Raw genomic sequence first — 1,619 nt, 5'->3', positions numbered from 1 at the left:
GCCAGCGCGCTGCCGGGCGCGGCCGGGGCGTCGACCGGGTCCTGGCCCAGCACCCGCGCCGCGGCCCCGCCGCCGGGAGCGCCGGCGGCCTGCTCGACGCGGTTCTGGCCGCGGCGCTGCACGAACGACGCCAGCGTCCGCGACGGCGCGCCGTCGCGGCGGATGTCGGAGACGCGGTACTCGACCCGCAGCTCGTCGCCGTCGGCCCGCGCGATCGCCCACCCGTGCTCGGCGCCCTCGATGAAGCGGATGTGCGGGTTGGCCAGCTGGATCACCGGCACCGCGACCCCGTTCAGCTCCCTCGGCAGCCCCGAGGAGGTGACCGACCCGCCGATGTACTCGGTCGCGACCGGGCGCCCGCCGTGGACCATGTGGTTGGCCATGTAGATGTGGATGTCGCCCGTCAGGAAGGCGACGTCGTCGATCCGGCGGTCGGCCAGGTGGGCCAGCAGCTCGGCCCGCTCGGCCGGGTATCCGTCCCACTGGTCGGGGTTGATCGTGATCCCGGACTCGCCGCCGAGGACGACGCCGAGCGGGGCGATCATGTCGGGGTTGCCGACCAGCTTCCAGCGGGCGCCGGAGCCCTCGAGCCCGCGCTTGACCCAGTCGAGCTGGCGGCGGCCGAGGATCGTCGGACGGCCCCCGTCGGTCCCGCGGTACTGGCGCTCGTCGAGCAGGAACAGCTCGGCGTTGGCGCCGTAGCGCAGCGAGCGGTAGACCCGGAAGCGGTCGCCGGCCGTCGCGATCCGCGGCAGCCACTCGAAGTTGGCGCGGTAGCCGGCGTTGCGCTGGGCGATCGACGGGGCCGGGTCGCCGTCGGTGTAGTCGTTCTCGACTTCGTGGTCGTCCCAGGTGTGGACGATCGGGTGCAGTCGGTGCAGCTCGCGCAGGCCCGGGTCGGCCCGGTACAGGCGCAGCTTCGAGCGGTAGCTGGTGAGGTCGGTCGAGGCCGGGTCGACGTAGCCCGGGCCGCGGTCCAGCTGCGTGCTGGCGTCGTTGCGGCGGGCGTCGTACTCGTAGGTGTAGTCGCCGAGGAACGCGTAGACGTCGAGGTCGTGCGTGAGCGCGTCGTGGTGGGCGTTGAAGAACCCGGTCGGCAGCTTCTGGCAGCTCGAGAAGCCGATCGCGACCGGCGTCGCGCTGTCGGCGGGCGGCGCCGTCTTGGTGCGCCCGATCGGCGAGACGTCGTCGGCCGACTGCCACGCGTACCAGTAGCGGGTCGCTGGCCGCAGGCCGCCGATCCGCGCCTTCAGCGTGTGGTCGACGGCGGTCGACGTCGGCACGATCGCCGTCGCGACCGTGTTCCGCAGGCCGGCGTCGCTGGCGACCACGAGCCGCGCGGCGCTGCGCGGGCGCGACGTCGACAGCCGCCCCCAGAAGGTGACCGCGTTCGGTCCCGGCTCACCCGACGCGACGCCATCCAGGAACCGCCCCCGGCCGACCCCGCGCGTAGCCGGCAGCAGCCGCGCATGCGCCGGCGTCGTCAGCGCCAGCCCCGCGGCCAGGGCGCCGCCGGCAACGACCAGCTCACGGCGGGTCCGGACGGGTCCGCTCATCGGCGGCGGCCCGCGCGACGGTCCTGCGCCAGCGCCCGGCGGGCGGCGGCCCCACGGCGTCCG

General features: G+C 75.2%; 1 protein-coding gene. It reads right to left on the bottom strand.

The genetic code is table 11. The features are described from left to right. A partial coding sequence (locus PAI11_RS15545) for an alkaline phosphatase D family protein (protein WP_050897267.1) occupies positions 1–1,556 on the bottom strand: 1,556 nt, incomplete at its 3' end. Between the last annotated feature and the right edge of the window lie 63 nt (positions 1,557–1,619).

Source organism: Patulibacter medicamentivorans, assembly GCF_000240225.1.
GTDB lineage: Bacteria > Actinomycetota > Thermoleophilia > Solirubrobacterales > Solirubrobacteraceae > Patulibacter > Patulibacter medicamentivorans.
This window is presented reverse-complemented; position numbering and strand designations above follow the sequence as displayed.